Origin of the sequence: Streptomyces sp. NPDC050418, from assembly GCF_044458745.1 — a bacterium.
Taxonomy (GTDB): Bacteria; Actinomycetota; Actinomycetes; order Streptomycetales; family Streptomycetaceae; genus Streptomyces.
Genome location: NZ_JBITIG010000001.1, coordinates 657,436 through 673,569, shown reverse-complemented (window position 1 = coordinate 673,569; position 16,134 = coordinate 657,436). Strand labels below are relative to the sequence as shown.

At 70.9% G+C, this 16,134-nt stretch carries 15 protein-coding genes and 1 riboswitch; of the genes, 9 read left to right on the top strand and 6 right to left on the bottom strand.

Annotated elements, in window-relative coordinates:
* Position 1 precedes the first annotated feature (1 nt).
* The 6 genes from hpnH to ACIBI4_RS03035 are packed head-to-tail and all read left to right on the top strand — an operon-like array spanning position 2 to position 6,409.
* Positions 2-1,024: an adenosyl-hopene transferase HpnH gene (hpnH, locus tag ACIBI4_RS03060; RefSeq protein WP_399201770.1), complete on the top strand. Its 1,023-nt coding sequence runs from the start codon at positions 2-4 to the stop codon at positions 1,022-1,024.
* 4 nt (positions 1,025-1,028) lie between these two features.
* Positions 1,029-2,183, top strand: coding sequence for a flavodoxin-dependent (E)-4-hydroxy-3-methylbut-2-enyl-diphosphate synthase (gene ispG, locus ACIBI4_RS03055; RefSeq protein ID WP_399201769.1), 1,155 nt, complete (start codon positions 1,029-1,031; stop codon positions 2,181-2,183).
* Positions 2,184-2,238: 55 nt separating this feature from the next.
* Positions 2,239-4,128: a 1-deoxy-D-xylulose-5-phosphate synthase gene (gene dxs, locus ACIBI4_RS03050; RefSeq protein ID WP_399201768.1), complete on the top strand. Its 1,890-nt coding sequence runs from the start codon at positions 2,239-2,241 to the stop codon at positions 4,126-4,128.
* Positions 4,125-5,558: an aspartate aminotransferase family protein gene (locus tag ACIBI4_RS03045; RefSeq protein WP_399201767.1), complete on the top strand. Its 1,434-nt coding sequence runs from the start codon at positions 4,125-4,127 to the stop codon at positions 5,556-5,558. Before dxs ends, ACIBI4_RS03045 begins: the two co-directional genes overlap by 4 nt.
* Positions 5,559-5,618: 60 nt before the next feature.
* Positions 5,619-6,254 (top strand): helix-turn-helix domain-containing protein, encoded by a 636-nt coding sequence (locus ACIBI4_RS03040; RefSeq protein WP_399201766.1) that lies wholly within the window; start codon positions 5,619-5,621, stop codon positions 6,252-6,254.
* Positions 6,251-6,409 carry a DUF6126 family protein gene (locus ACIBI4_RS03035; protein WP_399201765.1) on the top strand — a complete coding sequence of 53 codons (159 nt, stop codon included), beginning with the start codon at positions 6,251-6,253 and terminating at the stop codon, positions 6,407-6,409. Before ACIBI4_RS03040 ends, ACIBI4_RS03035 begins: the two co-directional genes overlap by 4 nt.
* A 66-nt stretch (positions 6,410-6,475) precedes the next feature.
* On the opposite strand, the gene ACIBI4_RS03030 is transcribed toward ACIBI4_RS03035, so the two are convergent.
* Complete coding sequence (locus ACIBI4_RS03030; RefSeq protein ID WP_399201764.1) at positions 6,476-7,273, bottom strand: tyrosine-protein phosphatase; 798 nt, start codon at positions 7,271-7,273, stop codon at positions 6,476-6,478.
* A 193-nt stretch (positions 7,274-7,466) separates the two neighbouring features.
* On the opposite strand from ACIBI4_RS03030, the gene ACIBI4_RS03025 reads away from it, so the two are divergent.
* The 3 genes from ACIBI4_RS03025 (at position 7,467) to ACIBI4_RS03015 (ending at position 11,971) form a co-directional block, all read left to right on the top strand.
* Positions 7,467-9,581 carry an alpha-galactosidase gene (locus ACIBI4_RS03025; protein ID WP_399201763.1) on the top strand — a complete coding sequence of 705 codons (2,115 nt, stop codon included), beginning with the start codon at positions 7,467-7,469 and terminating at the stop codon, positions 9,579-9,581.
* Between the two features lie 263 nt (positions 9,582-9,844).
* A riboswitch (cyclic di-AMP (ydaO/yuaA leader) is annotated at positions 9,845-10,021 on the top strand.
* A 3-nt stretch (positions 10,022-10,024) separates the two neighbouring features.
* Positions 10,025-10,918: a peptidoglycan DD-metalloendopeptidase family protein gene (locus ACIBI4_RS03020; RefSeq protein ID WP_399201762.1), complete on the top strand. Its 894-nt coding sequence runs from the start codon at positions 10,025-10,027 to the stop codon at positions 10,916-10,918.
* Positions 10,919-11,173: 255 nt separating this feature from the next.
* Positions 11,174-11,971: an SGNH/GDSL hydrolase family protein gene (locus ACIBI4_RS03015; protein WP_399202017.1), complete on the top strand. Its 798-nt coding sequence runs from the start codon at positions 11,174-11,176 to the stop codon at positions 11,969-11,971.
* Positions 11,972-11,993: 22 nt separating this feature from the next.
* Here ACIBI4_RS03015 and ACIBI4_RS03010 read toward each other — a convergent pair whose 3' ends face one another.
* The 5 genes from ACIBI4_RS03010 to ACIBI4_RS02990 form a co-directional block, all read right to left on the bottom strand.
* On the bottom strand, positions 11,994-12,344 hold the full coding sequence (locus ACIBI4_RS03010; RefSeq protein WP_399201761.1) for an STAS domain-containing protein: 351 nt from the start codon (positions 12,342-12,344) through the stop codon (positions 11,994-11,996).
* Positions 12,345-12,575: 231 nt separating this feature from the next.
* Complete coding sequence (locus tag ACIBI4_RS03005) at positions 12,576-13,196, bottom strand: TetR/AcrR family transcriptional regulator (protein ID WP_399201760.1); 621 nt, start codon at positions 13,194-13,196, stop codon at positions 12,576-12,578.
* A gap of 76 nt (positions 13,197-13,272) precedes the next feature.
* Positions 13,273-14,454, bottom strand: coding sequence for a Glu/Leu/Phe/Val dehydrogenase dimerization domain-containing protein (locus ACIBI4_RS03000; RefSeq protein ID WP_399201759.1), 1,182 nt, complete (start codon positions 14,452-14,454; stop codon positions 13,273-13,275).
* Between the two features lie 97 nt (positions 14,455-14,551).
* Positions 14,552-15,388 (bottom strand): pentapeptide repeat-containing protein, encoded by an 837-nt coding sequence (locus ACIBI4_RS02995; protein WP_399202016.1) that lies wholly within the window; start codon positions 15,386-15,388, stop codon positions 14,552-14,554.
* Between the two features lie 214 nt (positions 15,389-15,602).
* Positions 15,603-16,019: a hypothetical protein gene (locus ACIBI4_RS02990; RefSeq protein ID WP_399201758.1), complete on the bottom strand. Its 417-nt coding sequence runs from the start codon at positions 16,017-16,019 to the stop codon at positions 15,603-15,605.
* Positions 16,020-16,134 lie beyond the last annotated feature (115 nt).

The following is a 16,134-nucleotide window of genomic DNA, read 5'->3' as shown; positions in this document are numbered from 1 at the left end:
GATGGCCATGCCCCTTCGACAGTCCATCAAGGTCGCGACGTATCTCGCCGAGCAGAAGCTGCGCAAGCGGGACAAGTTCCCGCTGATCGTGGAGCTCGAGCCGCTCTATGCGTGCAATCTCGCCTGCGAGGGCTGCGGCAAGATCCAGCACCCGGCGGGTGTCCTGAAGCAGCGGATGCCCGTGGCGCAGGCCGTGGGCGCGGTGCTCGAATCCGGTGCGCCGATGGTCTCCATCGCCGGTGGAGAGCCGCTCATGCACCCGCAGATCGACGAGATCGTGCGGCAGTTGGTGGCGCGGAAGAAGTACGTCTTCCTCTGCACCAACGCGATGCTGCTGCGCAAGAAGATGGACAAGTTCAAGCCGTCGCCGTATTTCGCGTTCGCCGTGCACATCGACGGAATGCGGGAGCGGCACGATGAATCCGTGGCCAAGGAAGGCGTGTTCGACGAGGCGGTGGCGGCCATCAAGGAGGCCAAGAAGCGCGGCTTCCGGGTCACCACGAACTCGACCTTCTTCAACACGGACACCCCGCAGACCATCATCGAGGTGCTCAACTACCTCAACGACGACCTGCAGGTCGACGAGATGATGCTGTCTCCCGCCTACGCCTACGAGAAGGCGCCCGACCAGGAGCACTTCCTGGGCGTGGAGCAGACGCGGGAGCTGTTCAAGAAGGCCTTCGCGGGCGGCAACCGGCGGCGCTGGCGCCTCAACCACTCGCCGCTGTTCCTCGACTTCCTCGAGGGCAAGGTCGACTTCCCGTGCACGGCCTGGGCGATCCCCAACTACTCGCTGTTCGGCTGGCAGAAGCCCTGCTACCTGATGAGCGACGGGTACGTGCCCACGTACCGGCAGCTGATCGAGGACACCGACTGGGACGCGTACGGACGCGGCAAGGACCCGCGCTGCGCCAACTGCATGGCGCACTGCGGCTACGAGCCGACGGCCGTGCTCGCCACGATGGGCTCGCTCAAGGAGTCGCTGCGGGCCATGCGCGAGACCGTCTCGGGAAACCGCGGGTGACGTGATGGAACCCGTAGCGCTCGGGATGCCGGCGGTGCCGGTCAGACTCGCCGAGCGGCGCCGTTCGCGGCAGATCCGGGTCGGGACGGTGGCGGTCGGCGGGGACGCCCCGGTGTCCGTGCAGTCGATGACGACCACACGGACCTCGGACATCGGCGCCACGCTCCAGCAGATCGCCGAACTGACCGCGTCCGGCTGTGAGATCGTCCGCGTCGCCTGCCCCACGCAGGACGACGCGGACGCCCTCGCGACCATCGCCCGCAAGTCGCAGATCCCGGTGATCGCGGACATCCACTTCCAGCCCAAGTACGTGTTCGCCGCGATCGACGCCGGATGTGCGGCGGTCCGCGTGAACCCGGGGAACATCAAGCAGTTCGACGACAAGGTCAAGGAGATCGCGCAGGCCGCCTCGGCGGCCGGGACCCCGATCCGGATCGGGGTCAACGCGGGCTCGCTGGACCGCAGGCTCCTGGAGAAGTACGGCAGGGCGACCCCGGAGGCGCTGGCCGAGTCGGCGCTGTGGGAGGCCTCGCTCTTCGAGGAACACGGGTTCCGGGACATCAAGATCTCGGTGAAGCACAACGATCCGGTCGTGATGGTGCAGGCGTACCGGCAGCTCGCGGCCGCCTGCGACTATCCGCTGCACCTCGGTGTGACGGAGGCGGGCCCGGCCTTCCAGGGCACCGTCAAGTCGGCCGTGGCGTTCGGTGCGTTGCTGTCCGAGGGCATCGGTGACACCATCCGGGTCTCGCTGTCGGCACCCCCTGCCGAGGAGGTCAAGGTGGGCCTGCAGATCCTCCAGTCCCTCGGCCTCAGGGAGCGCCGTCTGGAGATCGTCTCCTGCCCGTCCTGCGGCCGCGCCCAGGTGGACGTCTACAAGCTGGCCGACGAGGTGACGGCAGGGCTCGACGGCATGGAGGTGCCACTGCGCGTCGCCGTCATGGGCTGTGTCGTCAACGGCCCGGGCGAGGCGCGTGAGGCGGATCTCGGGGTCGCGTCCGGCAACGGCAAGGGCCAGATCTTCGTCAAGGGCGAGGTGATCAGGACCGTACCCGAGTCGAAGATCGTCGAGACGCTGATCGACGAGGCCATGAAGCTCGCCGAGCAGATGGAGAAGGACGGCGTGGAGTCCGGGGAACCCGCCGTCACTGTGCAGTGAACCGCGCGGCCCGGCGGGCGGCGCGGTGGAACAACCAACCGAGAGGGGGCCCGGCGTGACGATCCTGGAGACCATTCGGGGGCCGCGCGACGTCAAGGCGCTGGCCGAGGAGGAACTGGCCGAACTGGCCGAGGAGATCAGGGAGTTCCTGGTCCACGCGGTGGCGCGCACCGGCGGCCATCTGGGCCCCAACCTGGGCGTGGTGGAGCTCTCCATCGCCCTGCACCGGGTCTTCGATTCGCCCGTCGACCGGCTCGTCTGGGACACCGGCCACCAGAGCTACGTCCACAAGCTGCTCACCGGCCGGCAGGACTTCTCCAAGCTGCGCGGCAAGGGCGGCCTGTCCGGCTATCCCTCGCGTGACGAGTCCGAGCACGACATCGTCGAGAACAGCCATGCCTCCACCGCACTCGGCTGGGCGGACGGCCTCGCCAAGGCCGCGGAGGTACGGGGCGACGGTGGGCATGTCGTCGCGGTCATCGGCGACGGGGCGCTCACCGGCGGCATGGCCTGGGAGGCGCTGAACAACATCGCCGCCGCCAAGGACCGCCCGCTGATCATCGTCGTCAACGACAACGAGCGCTCGTACGCCCCGACGATCGGCGGCCTGGCCAACCACCTCGCAACGCTCCGTACGACGGACGGGTACGAGCGGGTCCTGGCCTGGGGCAAGGAAGTCCTCCAGCACACGCCCGTCATCGGGCAGCCGCTGTACGAGTCGCTGCACGGCGCGAAGAAGGGCTTCAAGGACGCGTTCGCCCCGCAGGGCATGTTCGAGGACCTCGGGCTCAAGTACGTGGGGCCGATCGACGGGCACGACATCGCCGCCGTCGAGTCGGCGCTGAGCCGTGCGAAACGCTTCCACGGACCGGTGCTCGTGCACTGCCTCACGGAGAAGGGCCGTGGCTACGAGCCGGCGCTCGCGCACGAGGAGGACCACTTCCACACCGTCGGCGTCATGGACCCGCTGACCTGCGAGCCGCTCGCGCCCTCCAACGGCCCTTCCTGGACCTCGGTGTTCGGGGACGAGATCGTGGCGATCGGCGAGGAGCGGCCCGACGTCGTGGCGATCACGGCCGCGATGCTGCACCCGGTGGGCCTCGGCCCGTTCGCCGAGCGTTTCCCGGACCGCGTCTGGGACGTCGGGATCGCCGAGCAGCACGCGGCGGTGTCCGCGGCCGGGCTCGCCACCGGCGGACTGCACCCCGTGGTGGCCGTGTACGCGACCTTCCTCAACCGCGCCTTCGACCAGCTCCTGATGGATGTGGCGCTGCACAAGTGCGGGGTCACCTTCGTCCTCGACCGGGCGGGCGTCACCGGCGTGGACGGCGCCTCGCACAACGGCATGTGGGACCTGTCCGTCCTCCAGGTCGTCCCCGGCCTCAGGATCGCCGCACCGCGCGACGCCGAGCAGCTGCGCGCCCAGCTCAGGGAAGCGGTCGACGTGGACGACGCGCCGACCCTGGTGCGCTTCCCCAAGGAGTCGGTCGGGCCGGAGATCCCGGCCGTCGACCGCGTGGGCGGCATGGACGTGCTGCACCGCGGGCCCGCGCAGGATGTGCTGCTCGTCGCGGTCGGCGTGATGGCGCCCGTCTGCCTCAAGGCCGCCGAGCTGCTCGAAGGCCGCGGCATCGGCTGCACGGTCGTCGACCCGCGCTGGATCAAACCGGTCGACCCCGCGCTGCCCTCACTCGCCGAGGAGCACCGCCTCGTCGCCGTCGTCGAGGACAACAGCCGCGCCTCCGGCGTGGGTTCGGCCGTCACCCGGGCCCTCCAGGACGCCGAGGCGGACCTTCCCGTACGCAGCTTCGGCATCCCCGACCAGTTCCTCGCGCACGCCAAGCGCGGCGAGGTGCTCGCCGATCTGGGGCTGACCGCCGTCGACATCGCGGGGCGGATCGGGGAGACGTGGGACCGCAAGCGGAAAGAAGGAAGCGAAGCATGACGGACGAGGCCGGGAGCGGGACCGAGGGCGGGGTCAAGGGCACGGCGGGCAAGGACTTCGACCTCGGCCGGCTCCTCGCCGAGCGCGGCGCCGAACGCTATGAGCTGCACAGCCGCCACCTCAACCACCAGCTGCCGCGCATGCTGCACACCATCGGCTTCGACAAGGTCTACGAGCGGGCCGAGGGCGCGTACTTCTGGGACGAGGAGGGTCAGGACTACCTGGACATGCTCGCGGGCTTCGGAGTGATGGGGCTCGGCCGCCACCACCCCGTCGTCCGCAAGGCGCTGCACGACGTGCTCGACGCCTCGCTCGCCGACCTCACCCGCTTCGACTGCCAGCCGCTGCCCGGACTGCTCGCCGAGAAGCTGCTCGCGCAGTCGCCGCATCTGGACCGGGTGTTCTTCGGCAACAGCGGGACGGAGGCGGTGGAGACGGCGCTGAAGTTCGCCCGGTACGCCACGGGCAAGCCGCGCGTCCTCTACTGCACCCATGCGTTCCACGGCCTCACCACCGGGTCGCTCTCGGTCAACGGCGAGTCGGGCTTCCGCGACGGCTTCGCTCCGCTGCTGCCCGACACCGCGGTGGAACTCGGTGATCTCGACGCACTGGCAAGGGAGTTGAAGAAGGGCGACGTCGCGGGTCTGATCGTCGAGCCGATCCAGGGCAAGGGCGTCCACGAGGCGCCGCCCGGCTATCTGCGGGCCGCGCAGGAGCTCCTGCACCGGCACAAGGCGCTGCTCATCGCCGACGAGGTGCAGACGGGCCTCGGGCGGACCGGCGACTTCTACGCGTACCAGCACGACGAGGGCGTGGAACCGGACCTCGTCTGCGTGGCCAAGGCGCTCTCCGGCGGCTATGTGCCGGTCGGCGCCACGCTCGGCAAGGACTGGATCTTCAAGAAGGTCTACTCGTCCATGGACCGGGTCCTCGTGCACTCGGCGAGCTTCGGCTCCAACGCGCAGGCGATGGCGGCGGGGCTCGCGGTCCTCACCGTCATGGAGGACGAGGGGACCGTCGCCAACGCGCGGCTGACCGGCGAGCTCCTGAAGTCACGGCTCGCCGCGCTCGTCGACCGCTATGAGCTGCTGCACGACGTACGCGGCCGGGGGCTGATGATCGGCATCGAGTTCGGGCGGCCCAACTCGCTCAAGCTGCGCAGCCGCTGGGCCGCGCTGCAGGTGGCGCGCAAGGGCCTGTTCGCGCAGATGGTCGTGGTGCCGCTGCTGCAGAAGCACCGGATCCTCACGCAGGTCTCCGGCGACCATCTGGAGGTCATCAAACTGATTCCGCCGCTGGTCGTGGGGGAGCGGGAGGTCGACCGCTTCGTGGAGGCGTTCACCGCCGTGATGGACGATGCGCACAGCGGGGGCGCGCTGATGTGGGACTTCGGCAAGACCCTGGTGAAGCAGGCCGTCGCCAACCGCTGAGTTTTTGCCTCCGAGGCAAGAAATTTGCCGCGGAGGTAAAAGCCTGGCTGAATCGGCGGTATGAGTCCTGCCGACCCGGCGGCCCGGCCGCCCGAAGCGCTGCTCGGTGTCGCCCCCCAGTTGCGGGCGCTGCGCCACCGCGCCGCGCTCACGCTCGAAGCGGCCGCCGCGTCCGCGGGGCTCTCGCCCGCGCATCTGTCCCGCCTGGAGACCGGGCACCGTCAGCCGTCGCTGCCGATGCTGCTCACGCTCGCCCGCATCTACGGTACGACGGTCTCCGAGCTGCTCGGCGAGACCCCCGCCGAGCGCCAGTCCGTCATCCGGGCCGGCGCCTCCGAACCGAGTGCGGCCGGCGGCTGGACCTACCGGCAGGCAGGTGCGCCCGGGCGCGGCATGCAGGCACTGCGCGTGGACGTCCCGTACGGCGCGCAGGGCGACATCGTGCGGGTGCACCCCGGTGAGGAATGGCTGTACGTCCTCTCCGGACGGCTCGCCCTGCGCCTCGCCGACACCTCGTACACCTTGGAGCCCGGCGACAGCGCCCAATTCGACTCGGCGACCCCGCACCGCATCGCGGCCGCCGACCGCGGCGGGGCCGAACTCCTCTTCGTGCACACGCTGTTGCAGAGCTCCGTCGACGCGCTCTGCCTCGGCGGCGCCACCACCCACCCTCGGACGACCGGAGGCACGCGATGAGCGACGAGACACAGGAGAGCGGGCAGGTACGCCGGAAGATCGAGGACCGGTTCCCGCGCGGACTGGTGATCCGGCTCTTCGTGTACCTGGTCGTCGGGCATTTCTTCGCGTTCTTCCTGTACCTGCTGTTCGAGCTCGGGGCGCGGAACCAGTGAGGTCCCTCGTCATGGCGCGGAACCGGTGAGGTCCCACGCCGTGGCGGCGCCCCGAGCGCGCGCGGTTCAGTCCAGGAGCTTGGCGCGGAGCTTCTCGCGGACCTCGGGCGTGGCGCCCAGGCCCTCCTCCAGGTAGCGGTCGATGGTGCCCCAGTTCTGCACCATCTCGTCGAAGGCGGCCTCCAGGTACTCGGCGCGCGCGTCGAACAGCGGGCTGAGCAGCTCCATCACCTCGGGCGACCAGGCCTCGGGGGCGTCGCTGGAGCGGCGCACCTTGTAGCGGCGGTGCTTGGCGTTGGACTCCAGGTAGTCCGTGATGATCGCCTCGCGCTCGACCCCGATCGCCAGCAGCGTCACGGCTATCGACAGGCCCGCGCGGTCCTTGCCCGCGGCGCAGTGCATCAGGGCCGGCACGCTGTCCTCGGCCAGTTCGGCGATGACCCGCGCGTGGTCGGCGGTGCGCTCACGGACGATCGTGCGGTACGTGGAGGACATCCGGGCCGCGGCCTTGCCGTCGCCCAGGATCTTGCGCAGCTCGTCGACATGGCCGTCGCGGACCATCTGCCAGAACTCGGCGCCGTCGGCGGGGTCGGTCAGCGGCAGGTTCAGATTGCGCACGCCGGGGAGCTCGACATCGGCGCCTTCGAGCTTCTGGTCGGCGGCGTTGCGGAAGTCGAAGATCGTGTGCAGCCCGAGCGAGGCCAGGAACTCGGCGTCGGACTCGGTGGCGTGGGCCAGATGACCGCTGCGGAACAGCACTCCGTGGCGCACCCGGCGGCCGTCCGCGGCCGGCAGACCGCCCACGTCGCGGAAGTTGCGCACCCCGGCGAGTTCGGGCTCTGTCGACGGGATGTGCTGCGTCACGGGGGCTCCTCCCACGGTGGTCGCCGGCGCTCACCGCCGGCGGCTGCGCACTACGTGCACGCGCCATCGACGATACGACATGGCTTCCTGAGGCAATCAGTTGCGGCGTCATTGCGGCGGAGGTCACGCAGCCCCGATGATGTGCGCACCTGCGCGTACCTGTCGGAATGTGTTGATGATTGGTGGGGGCTTGATGATCGACATCGGCGGCAACGGACGAGTGTGGCTGCTCTCCGGGCCCACCAGCAGCTACGCCCTCCTGCTGACCGAGCGCGATGAACTCGTCCATCTCCACTGGGGACCGCGCATCACCCTCGCCGACGCGGAGGCCCTCGCGGCACGGCCCGGGCCCCGCGGCAGCGGATTCGAGTCGCCGCTGGACGGGCGCGAGGAGTATCCGGTGGAGGGCGGGCCACGGTTCGTCCGGCCGTCGCTGTCGGTGCGGACGCCCGAAGTGCGGGGCACGGAATGGCAGTTCGCCGCCGCCTCGTACGACGACGGAGTGCTCGGACTCGCCTTCCGTGACGAGCTGCACCGGCTGCGCGTCACGCTGTCCTACGGCATGCGCGGCGATGTCGTGGAGCGGTCCGCCGAACTCGTCCACGAGGGAGACGGCCCCGCCGTCGAGGTGCTGCGCGCCGACTCTGCGGCCTGGACGCTTCCCGCGCGCGACGCCTGGCGGCTCACCCAGGTGCACGGCCGCTGGGCTGCCGAGTCCCGCCTCGAGCAGGTGCCGCTCGCGTACGGGGAGCATCTGATCGGCAGCCGGCGCGGGCACACCGGGCATCAGTCCCTGCCGTGGGTCGCCCTGGACGCGGAAGGGGCCGGCGAGGAGCACGGTGAGGTCTACGGCTGTGCGCTCGCCTGGTCGGGCTCGTGGCGGATCGCCGTGCAGAAGCTGCCCACCGGCCTGGTGCAGATCACGGGGGGTACGGGCCATGACGACTCCGGGCAGGTCCTGCTCGCACCAGGGGACACCTGGCGCACGCCGGTGTTCGCCGGACTGTGGAGCGACGGCGGCTTCGGCGGCGCGAGCCGCGCCTGGCACGCGTACCAGCGGGAACACGTCATCCCGGACGCGGAGCAGGTGCGCCCGGTCCTCTTCAACTCGTGGGAGGCGACGAACTTCGACATCTCGGCGCCACAGCAGCTCGGACTCGCCCGCCACGCGGCCGCGATGGGCATCGAACTCTTCGTCGTGGACGACGCGTGGTTCGGCGCGCGGGTGAACGACCGTGCCGGGCTGGGGGACTGGACGCCCAATCCCGACCGATTCCCCGGCGGGCTCAAGCCGCTCGCCGACGAAGTGCACACGCTCGGAATGCAGTTCGGCATCTGGGTCGAACCGGAAATGGTGAATGCGGACAGCGATCTGTACCGGGCGCATCCGGACTGGGTTCAGTGCCATCCCGGTCGCACGCGGACCGAATTCCGTAATCAACTGGTGCTCAATCTGGCCCGCGAGGACGTCCAGGAGTATCTCTGGGAACAGCTGCACACCCTGCTTTCCTCGGCACCCGTCGACTACGTGAAGTGGGACTTCAACCGCTGTTTCACGGATGCAGGATGGCCGGGAGAGCCGTATCCGCAGAAACTCTGGAACGAGCATGTACATGCCTTCTACCGGCTGCTCGACCGGCTGCGCGCGGCCCATCCGTCCGTCGCCTTCGAATCCTGCTCGGGCGGTGGCGGCCGGATCGACCTGGGCGTCCTGAGCCGTACGGACCAGGTGTGGACCTCCGACAACACCGACCCCCTGGACCGGCTCGCCATCCAGCACGGCTTCACCCAGATCCATCCCGCGCGGGTCATGGCCGCCTGGGTCACCGACAGTCCGAACGTGCAGCTGAACGACCGCGTGAGCTCGCTGCGCTTCCGCTTCGTGAGCGCCATGGCGGGCGTGCTCGGCGTGGGCGGCGACCTCGCCGAGTGGAGCACGGAGGAACTGGCCGAGGCCCGAGCATGGGTCTCCCTCTACAAGGACATACGGGACACCGTGCAGCTCGGGGACCTGTACCGGCTGCTGCCACCGGACGGCGGGCTGAGCGCCGTGCAGTACGTACGCGGGGACGAGGTCGTGGTCCTGGCGTGGCTGCAGGCCCAGCGGAACGGGGAGCCCGTCCCGCCCGTTCGCCTGCGCGGGATCGCCGCGGACGCCTCGTACGAGCTCATCGGTGCGGGCGGAGCGGGCGGCGGCCGGGACGGCGAGGTGCATCGTGGGGCCGTACTTCTGCATCACGGACTGCCCACCGGTCTGAAGGGAGACTTCGATGCCGGTGTCTACCGGTTCCATCGCGTCCGCCCCTAATGCCCGTTTCTGAACCTAAGGTGTAACTGGCCCTGAAATGAGGGCTGATGGCGCGCGGGGCGTGAGCGGGATCATATTCGTGACCGTGTGTGGCGATCTTCCGTGCCGAATTCCGCGGCGTATGCGGACCCTAAAGATCCTTCATTCACGGAGTGTCACGGCAATTCCCGGAATGGATCAGCTTCGGTGCGGTCCAAGGGAATTGGGGTGTTTGTTTCCCGGTGGGTGCTCGCCTACGGTCGCCGACATCCGGTGGACGCCCAATCCTGCCGCCGCCGGAATTCAGCCACGCACCCGTGTACGGCAGGAGCGGGGGACCCGATGGCACGACGCCGTCTCCGGTCCCGCCGGAGCGGCTTGGGGTGAAGTCGCCTTCATGCGGCCGGGCATCTCCAGCCCGAACCCGACAGCTCACCTCGCAGGCGACGGAGAAGGAATGCGCCATGCCCGCGAAGGGTAAGCACCGTCGTCCCAAGTCCGCCCGTCTGACCCGTACGTTCGCCGTCGCCGGCACCGGCGGTGCCGCGCTCGCCCTGCCGCTGTTCGGCGCGACGGGCGCGCAGGCCGCCACCCCGCAGGCCGCCCCGGCCGCCGTCGCCGAGGCCCTGCCCGCGAGCGCGCCGGCCGCGCAGGCCGCGTCCGCCGACAAGACGTACACCGTCGCCGTCGGTGACTCGCTGGCCTCCATAGCCGCCGACCAGGACATCGACGGCGGCTGGAAGCCGCTCTACGCCGCGAACAAGAAGGCCGTCGGCGACGACCCGCGCGTGATCCGCCCGGGCGTGACGCTCAAGGTCGGTGCCATCGTGCAGTCGTACGCCGACGCCGCCGGCTCGGCGAAGTCCTCCTCCGGCGACTCCGCCGCCCCTGCCTCCAAGGCGAAGGCCGAGCCGGCCGCCGCCAAGGCCGAGGCCCCCGCGCAGCAGGCCGCCTCCGGCTTCACCGCCCCGGTCACCGCCGGTGTCTCCACGCAGTACCGGACCGCCGGCGCCATGTGGTCCAGCGGCTACCACACCGGCACCGACTTCGCGGCCCCCGCCGGCTCGCCGGTCAAGGCCATCGGTGCGGGCACCGTCGTCTCCGCGGGCTGGAGCGGCTCGTACGGCAACGAGGTCGTCATCCGGCACGAGGACGGCCGCTACTCGCAGTACGCCCACATGTCGCAGCTCTCCGTCTCCACCGGTCAGTCCGTCTCCGGCGGCACGCAGATCGGCCTCGTCGGCTCGACCGGAAACTCCACCGGACCGCACCTGCACTTCGAGGTCCGCACCGGCCCGGGCTACGGCTCGGACATGGACCCGGTCGCCTACCTGCGCTCGCACGGCGTCTCGCTCTGACGCCGCAGTCCCTCTTGGGGCGCGCTTGACTCACTGCCCGGTATCCGGGGCCGACGAGGCTCCGGATACCGGGCATTTGTGGCGTACGAGCCTATTCCGGGTTGGTGGAGATTTTGCGGTGGCCTAGATCACGGGCTGTCAAGAGTGGTTACGGTGGCGTAGGTCACTTCCCGGGGTGAAAAATATGCCGACGTGGCAGATGATTCGACGACACCCGCAGACCCCGACTCGACGACACCCGCAGGCCCCGCCGCCGTGACACCGGCGGCGTTCGCCTCCTATGTGGCCCTCGGCGACAGCTTCACCGAAGGCGTCGGCGACCCCGGCCCCGACGGCACCTTCGTCGGCTGGGCGGACCGGCTCGCGGTGCTGCTCGCCGACCGCCATCCCGAGCACAGCTTCCGCTACGCCAATCTGGCCGTACGCGGCAAGCTCCTCGACCAGATCGTCGAGGACCAGGTGCCGCGCGCGTTGGAGCTCGCGCCCGAACTCGTCACCTTCTGCGCCGGCGGCAACGACATCATCCGCCCCGGCACCGACCCGGACGATGTCGCCGAGCGCTTCGAGCGGGCCGTCGCGGAGCTGACCGCGGCGGTCGGCACCGTCGTCGTGACCACCGGCTTCGACACCCGCGACGTCCCGGTGCTCAAGCATCTGCGCGGCAAGATCGCCACGTACACCGCGCATGTCCGTGCCATCGCCGACCGCTACGACTGCCCGGTGCTCGACCTGTGGTCGCTGCGCTCCGTGCAGGACCGGCGCGCCTGGGACGGCGACCGTCTGCACCTGTCGCCCGAAGGCCACACCCGCGTCGCGCTGCGCGCCGCCCAGGTACTCGGTCTGGAGATCCCCGCCGACCCCGACCAGGCCTGGCCCGAGCTGCCGCCGCGCAGCACGCTCGAGGTGCGCCGGGACGACATCCAGTGGGCGCGTGAGTACCTGGTGCCGTGGATCGGGCGCCGGCTGCGCGGGGAGTCCTCGGGGGACCACGTCGAGGCCAAGGGCAGTGTGGACCCGTACATCATCAAGATGCAGTTGGAATCCGCCACTTGATGTCGGGCTAGGGGAGCGGTGCTCACGAGCGGCCCGCCGGGCGCTGCGGCAGTACGGGCACGGTGTCCGGAACTCCCAGATACGTGAGGATGCGCAGCACGAAGGGGTCCGTGCAGAGCAGTGTCATCGTGGCGTCGGTGAGGTCGAGCCGGAGGCGGAGGCGTTCGATCAGTTCGATGCCGCTGCAGTCGACGAAGGTCAGCAGGCGCAGGTCGAGGACCAACTCGGTCGTGGGCAGGCGCAGCTCCTGGAGCAGTGGATCCTCGATGTCCAGGACCATCGCGATGTCCAGCTCTCCGTGCAGTTCCACGGTGAGCCGGTCGCCGTCGCGCCGCATGAGAGGCGCGGACTCGCGCGCGTACGGAAACACCATCCCCCCTGGTCATCGGCTGCCACGGATGGGCGACACCGGGGGCCGGGGTGTCCGGCGCCGAATCTATGGGCCGTGCATGCGGCCGGAGTCGTGCGCCGGAGCACTCTCACTCGATGGCGTGAATTTCGCACGTCACTGTTGACGCTCGCCGGGTCAGGCCCGGCGGCCCGGTGTGTGGTCCCGGCGCCCCATCCGCCTCGGCGCCCAGTCCGGCTAGGCGCCTCGTCCGCCTCAGCGGCCCGTCCGCGTTAACGCCTCGCGTGCCAGGCCGAGTTCCGCGGCCAGGGCCTGGTCGACCCAGGTCAGGATCGCCGTACGGGAGGGACCCTTGGCGTAGGCCGTGTTCTGTACGGCGAGGCCGTCGAGCAGTGCCGTCAGGCGCAGGGCCGTGGCCGCCGGGTCGGGGCAGGAGAACTCGCCCGCGGCCGTTCCCTCGGTGATCACCTCGGCGAGAGCGCACTTCCACCGCTGGTCGAGTTCGCGGGTCACCTTGCGCAGCGTCGGCTCGCGCTGCCCCGCCGCCCAGCCCTCGATCCAGAGCCGCCAGCCCTTGGCGCTGCCCGTCGGCGCGTACCAGCGGATCGCGGCACGCAGTCGGCGCAGCGCCGTCGTGCGGCGGCCGAGGAGTTTGTCGAGGTGGGCGAGATCGGCCTGCGCGGCGTGCGCGAAGGCCGCGGCGACAAGCTTCTCCTTGGTCGAGAAGTGATAGAGGACCAGCGCGTTGCTCACCCCGAGCGAGGCCGCGACATCGGCGATCCGGACGGCGGCGACACCGCGTTCCTCGATCTGCTCGACGGCGGCGCGCAACAATTCCTCACGCCGCTCCTCCACACTCAACCGCACCCTGGCCACGCCCTCACCCTAGTTGGCGATCACCAGGCTGGACGGGGCGGGGTTCATACGTATGTTCGGAACCGGCCGTTCCGGGTCACCGGTAGGTGCCGAAGCGCCGGTCGATCTCGGTCTGTCGTGCGGCGGCGAGCGCGTGGGCGGCGGCACGCGGGGTGGTGCCGTCCGTCTCCGCGCGCGTGAGAACCGCGTCGACCAGGTCGCGCAGCGCGCGGCGGGTGTGCGCGAAGGCCTCGTCGGCGTCGGCGCCGATGTCACCGAACAGCGTCCACCACCACCACGCGTTCGTGCCGGAGTTGACCACCACGTCCGGCAGCACGGTGACGCCGCGTGCCGCGAGCAGGGTCTCGGCCTCGGGCAGGACCGGCATATTGGCGGCCTCGACGATCCAGCGCGCGGTGATCCGCTCCTGATTGCTCGCGTCGACGGCGTACGAGACGGCCGCGGGCACCAGGATGTCGGCGTCCACGGACAGCCAGGCGTCGCCCGGGAGCTGACGGTCGGCGGGCCGCAGGGCGGCGCGGTCGACGGTGCCGAAGGCGTCGCGCGCAGCGAGCAGCGCCTCGACGTCGAGGCCGTCGGGGTTCGCGAGGGTGCCGCGGACGTCCGCGACGGCGACCACCTTCAGACCGGCCCGCGCGAGGAAGCGCGCGGTCGCCCCGCCCATGGTGCCGAGCCCCTGCACGGCCACGCGGGTCTCCGCGTACGGGACGCCCGCGCGGTCCAGGGCGGTCAGCGCCGATTCGGCGACTCCGCAGCCGCCGACGAGTTCGTCGAGCCCGATCCCGTCCACCCGTACCGCGAACGCGTCGGTCAGCCGCTGCCGCGCCGCGGTCTCGTCGTCGAGCAGCGGGTACACGGCCTGGACCGACGAGACGAGTCCGGCCTCCGCCGTGGCCTTGTCCACCACGTCCTGGGTGAGGCCGAGGTCCTCGCCGGTCGTCCAGAAGTGCTCGATGTAGGGGCGCATCGCCCGCAGATAGCGCACGAGCACGTCGTACGCCTCCGGGGCGCGCGGGTCGCAGTCGATGCCGCCCTTGGCGCCGCCGAGCGGGATGTAACGGGCGCCCGGCCGGTAGTGCAGCGCTTCCTTCCGTGACATCCCGCGCGCGAGCCCCGCCACCTCGTCGAGGGTGCAGCCCGCCCGCATCCGCAGCCCGCCGCTGCTGACCCCGCGCACCAGTCGGTCCACGACGAGGTACCCGCGGTGCCCCGTGACCTCGTCGGTCCAGGTGAGCGTGAGCAGCGGGCTGTCGGGCATGGTGCCTCCGTGCAATGCGGCCTGGTGGGCCGTGCGGGTGAGCCAGGGGTGTGGCTACTGATCGGCCGTTCAGTATTCGGAGGCGCCCCGCCGGCTGTCAACGCGCGGCTTGCGTCCAGTGGCCCGGCGCACGGAGCCCGCTCGGCAGCCGGGTCGACAAGTCACCCTTGGCGGCGTCGAGTTGGGCCTGCGTGAGGTAGACGGTGTCGCGCAGGTCGGCGCCCCGCAGATCCGCGTCGCGCAGATCGGCGCCGATCAGATCCGCCCATCGCAGGTCCGCACCCTGCAGATCGGCCGCGACCAGCACCGCGCCACGCAGCGAGGCACCGCGCAGATCGACCCGGCCGAGCTTCGCGCCGAACAGGTCGGCGCCGCGGTGGTTGCGGGGGCGGCCCGGCGCCTGGGCGCGGTGGAGATCGCCGGCGCGCAGCAGCAGCGCGTTGACCTCCCCGCGTACGGCGTCCACGTCCGTCGCGAGCAGGGCCTCGGCGTCCTGCCGTGTCAGGGCGTCGACCTTCGCGTACGCCGTGTCGAGATCGCCGCGGACCGCCCGCGCCGCGTCGAGCGCCCGGGCCTCCGCCACATAGAAGAGCAGCTCGTGCAGCTGCCGCATCACCGGGAACACCGCGGCCATCCGCCGCGCCGTCCCCTTCGACGACCGCCAGTCCTCACCGCCGAACGTCACCTGCGACACCTTCTGACCTGCGCCGAAGCAGTCGAAGACGGTGCAGCCCGTGAAGCCCTTGGTGCGCAGATCGGCATGGATGCCGCAGCGGAAGTCCTGCGTGAGGTTGCGGCAGGGCGTGCCGGCCGGCTTGTTGATCGCGAAGTCGCTGGACTTGGCGAACGGGAGCGCGACGCAGCAGAGCGCGAAGCAATTGGCGCAGTCGGCGCGGAGCGCAGGGTCGTCGGGGCGCTCGGTGATGAGCGGCAGCGGCTCCCGGGAGGCAGGAGCCCGAACCGCGGGAGCCTGCGGTGCGGACGTCTGCGAGGCGGACGTCTGCGAGGCGGGCGCCCGACCCGACGCGGTGGAGCTCTTCTTGCGCGTACGAGGCTTGCGGCGGGCCTTGTCGCCAACGGGCCGCGCCCCCTGCGTGGCCTGCTCGCCCGCCGCTTTGCTCCCCGGCCGACGGGCACCGCCCGCGCGCTCACCCGGCGCGGGACTCCCCGCGGAACCGGGCTGATGACGCTGGGGCTCTCCGGGCTGACGTGACACCGGGCAGGCTCTCCTGTCGTGGGGCGGGCACACGGCCCGCGGCGGTCCCGCCGTCGCACGTGGACGGGGTGTCCTCGGAGTGCGCCCGGGCGGTGTCCTCATTGTGGGGGGTACGGGGCACGGCCTCGCGCACGGTGCCGTCGCGCAGGCGCCCGTACTGCAGGATGATCCCCGCGGTCAGGACCCCGATGCCGACGGCGGCCCAGACGACGAACGCCAGGTGGGCGGTGTCCCCGTCCGCCCGCGTGTCCACCCACGCCACCCCGCACAGCCCGAGCGCGCCGAGCAGGCCGGCGACGCGGGCCACGGCCGGCGTCCGGTCGGGGCGGGGTCGGGCGCCGGAGTTCACGGGGCGACATTCTAGGACGCCTCGGGCATACGTTCGGGCGAGCGGCCGCGTGGGATATGGCACGCCGGGGGTGAGCCGCCCGAGCGCGCGGGACTGCGGCCGTGTCCCGCGCCAT